Origin of the sequence: Nocardioides sp. (assembly GCF_041600255.1) — a bacterium.
GTDB lineage: Bacteria > Actinomycetota > Actinomycetes > Propionibacteriales > Nocardioidaceae > Nocardioides.
The window spans coordinates 1-3623 of record NZ_JBFIKK010000209.1 but is presented as its reverse complement, the minus strand read 5'-3'; the positions used below and the strand labels follow the sequence as shown (position 1 = coordinate 3623).

The 3623-nt window shown below is 74.1% G+C and carries 3 protein-coding genes; 1 reads left to right on the top strand and 2 read right to left on the bottom strand.

The annotated features are described in order from the left end of the window. A partial coding sequence (locus tag ABZE72_RS16275) for a tetratricopeptide repeat protein (RefSeq protein ID WP_372730083.1) occupies nt 1-2416 on the top strand: 2416 nt, incomplete at its 5' end. 63 nt (nt 2417-2479) lie between these two features. Here ABZE72_RS16275 and ABZE72_RS16270 read toward each other — a convergent pair. Beyond that, the gene (locus ABZE72_RS16270) at nt 2480-3010 is read right to left on the bottom strand and encodes a hypothetical protein (protein ID WP_372730082.1); all 531 of its coding nucleotides are present in this window, start codon (nt 3008-3010) and stop codon (nt 2480-2482) included. A 57-nt stretch (nt 3011-3067) separates the two neighbouring features. Further along, nucleotides 3068-3623 (bottom strand): leucyl/phenylalanyl-tRNA--protein transferase (gene aat / locus ABZE72_RS16265; protein WP_372730081.1); only part of this gene is annotated, 556 nt, incomplete at its 5' end.

Genomic DNA, 3623 nt, shown 5'->3' with positions numbered 1-3623 from the left:
CTCGCCCCTGCTCGGCTCCCACGGTCTCGACCTGGCCGCCGCGCACGCCACCGCCCTGGTCGGCCGGGAACAGGAGCTCGCCACCCTGCGGGCCGCGCTCGACGCCGTCGCCGGCGGGGCGGGACGCCTGGTCGAGGTCGTCGGCGACATCGGCACCGGCAAGTCCCGGCTGCTGGCCGAGGGCGTCGCCCGGGCCCGGCGCGACGGCCTGACCGTGCACGTCGGTGACGCCAGCTCCTACGGCGCGGTCGCGGCGTACGAGCCCTGGTGGGACATCTGGCGCGCCCTGGTGGGCGTCGAGGACGGGATGGTCGCCGCCGACGTCGCCACCCACCTGGCCGACGTGCTGCCCGAAGACCTGCGGCCCCGGCTGCCGCTGGTCGGCAGCCTGGTCGGGATCCCGCTGGCCGACAACGAGCTGACCGCCAGCTTCGACGCCAAGCTCCGCAAGACCAGCCTGGAGCAGCTCGCCGTCCGGCTGCTGGAGTCCACGGCCAGCGAGCCCGTCCTGCTCGTCCTCGACGACGCCCACCAGTTCGACCCGCTCTCCCGGGACCTGCTCACCGCGATCTGCCGCACCCTGGCCGACCTGCCCGTCGGCGTGCTGCTGGGCCACCGGCCGACACCCGAGCCCGCGCCGGGGTCGGGGCTGGGGTCGGGGCTGGGGCTGGGGCTGGGGCTGGATCGCTTCGTCGAGGTCACCGAGATCCAGCTCGAACGGCTCGCCGTGGAGCAGACCGTGCAGTTGGCCCGCGCGGAGCTGCAGGCGACCTTCGGCGAGGACCACGAGGTCGACGACCGGCTGGTCCAGCTCGTCGTGGACCGCTCCGACGGCAACCCGCTCTGGGTGCGCGAGCTCTGCCGCTACCTGCACGAGCGCGCCAGCGAGCCGGGCGCGGACGGCCTCGGCCCCCGACCTGCCGACACCCTCGACCTGCCGGCCACCCTGCACGGGCTGATGCTGAGCCGGCTCGACCGGCTCGCGGAGACCCCGCGCCGCACCGCCAAGGTCGCCAGCGTCGTCGGCCGGGCCTTCGACGAGGTCGTCCTGGTGCACGGCTACCCCGAGCTCGGCGCCGAGGGCGACATCCACCGGGCGCTCAAGGAGCTCGAGCGCAGCGAGGTCGCCGAGCCGGAGGACCTGGCCGGCGCCGCCTGGATCTTCACCCAGGCGCTGCTGCGCGACGTCGCCTACGAGAGCCTGCCGTTCAGGCTGCGCCGGATGCTGCACGAGCGGGTCGCCCGAGCCCTGGAGTCCGGTGTCCTCGGCGACCCCGCCCGCTGGCTCGACCAACTGGCGCACCACTTCTGGCACGGCGACGACGAGGCCAAGAAACGGCACTACCTGCGGCTGGCCGGCGAGGCCGCGCAGGCTCGCTACGACCATGCCGCCGCGCTGCTCTGCTACCGGCGCCTGGTCGACCTGCTGCCCGGCCCCGAGCAGGCCGAGATCCAGGTCCGGATCGGCAAGACCCTCGAGCTCCAGGGCGACTGGGCCGGCGCGGAGGCGTCGTACGACCAGGCGCTGGTGCTGGCCACCCAGCACCAGGACCGCAGCGGCGCGACCTGGGCGCGGACCTGGCTGGCCGAGGTGGCCCGCAAGCGCGGCCGGTACGACGAGGCGGCGATCGGGCTGGACCGGGCCGCCACCGACTTCGCCGAGCTGGGCGACGACGCCGGCGCCGGCCAGGTGTGGCACCTGTCCGGCACGCTCTCGGCGCAGCAGGGCGACTTCGAGACCGCGCAGGCCTCCTACGCCCGCAGCCTGGAGATCCGGGAGCGGCTCGGGGACCGGACCGGGATGGCGGCCCTGCTCAGCAACCTGGCCGTGGTCGCGGAGTACCAGGGCGACTACGACGAGGCCGGCCGACTCGGCGAGCAGGCGCTGGCGTTGCGCCGCGAGATCGGCGACCGCTGGGCGATCGGCATCTCGCAGAACAACCTCGGGATGCTCGCGATCCTGCGCGGCCGTCCGGAGGAGGCCCGGGAGCGGTTCGAGGAGTCGATGGCGCTGCACACCGAGGTCGGCGACACCTGGATGGTGGCGCTGGGCCACCACAACCTGAGCAACGTGCACCGCGACCTGGGCGAGACCGACCGGGCCCGGGAGTACGCCGTCCAGGCGCTGGCGGCGTACCGCGCCTACGACGACGCGTGGGCGCTGGCCAGCCTGCTCGAGGACGTGGCGCTGCTGGACGCCGGCCTGGGCCGGGCCGAGGACGCCTGGCGACTGGTCGGCGCCAGCGACGCCGTGTGCGAGCGGCTCGGCTCACCGCGCACCCCCGACGTGTGGAGCAGGCTGCACGACGTGCTCGACCCGCTCAGCGACGCGGTGTCGACCGAGCAGCTGCGCTCCGAGGGCGCCGCGCTGGGCGACGCGGAGGTCGACGAGATGGTGCGTGCCGCCGGCCTCTGAGAGGCCGGCGGCACGCGTCGTACTGCTGGTGGTGCTGGTCCTGCTGGGTGGTGCGGGGGTGGATCAGTTGCTGGGCTCGGACTCCGGGTCGGACTCGGGGTCGGTCTCGGGGTCGGTCTCGGAGGGGTCGCCCGGGATCTCGGTGCAGGTCTTCTGCGCGTAGGCGCCGAAGGCGGTCGAGGACTTCTCGTCCTCGGCGCTCAGGTCGGAGCCGACCGCCTGGATGTCCTCGGTGGTGGCGTCGTCGTCGAGCGACTCGATCGTCTCGACCACGATCTCGCGACCGGCCTGGGCGTCCTCGGGCATGTCCTCGGGCGCGCCCGTGCTCTCGAGCTCGGCGGCCCACGACTTCAGCGCGGCGACGGCCTCGGCGTCCGTGGGCTGCTCACCGGCCTCGATCGACTCGAACAGGCTGTTGTAGGCGGTGCAGAACTCCGCGGTGGTCGGCGCGTCGGCCGTCTCCTCGGACTTCTTCTCGTCGCTGCCGCAACCCGCGCCCAGGCCGGCCACGAGCAGGGTCGCCGCCAGGATGCCTCCGCTGCGGCGCAGCCGGGTGGCCCCGGAGATCAGGCCGGTGGTGCGTGCGTGCTTCATTCGATCAGCTCTCCTCAAGTGGTGGAATCCTCTCCACCCTGCCCCATTGCGCCAGCCTCACTCCTCGGCGGGGTGGCGCCAGGCCGCCGGCTCGGGCAGGGCGAGCGCCCGCGGCAGGCGGCGCAGGTACGTCGCGCGTGGGATCTCCACCACACCCAGCGTGCCGAGATGGGGCGTGAGCCATTGCACATCGATCAGCCGGTCGGCGGCGTGCTCGTCGTCGAGCAGCCGGACCAGCCCGACCAGGGCGGCCTTCGAGGCGTCGCGCACCCGGTGGAACATCGACTCCCCCGCGAAGAGCCCGCCGATCGCCACGCCGTACAGGCCGCCGACGAGCTGCCCGTCCTGCCAGGCCTCCACCGAGTGCGCCCAGCCGAGGCGGTGCAGCTCGCAGTAGGCGGCCCGGATCTCGTCGTCGATCCAGCCGGAGTCCCGGTCCGGGGAGCCGCACCCGTCGATCACCGCCGCGAATTCGGTGTCGAGGCGGATCTCGAAGTCCCGCAGCGAGCGCCGCAGGGAGCGGGAGACCACCAGGTGGTCGATCGGCAGGACTCCGCGCCGCACCGGGCTGAACCAGTACATCGGGTCGCCGGGCGTGCCCGACGGCATCGGG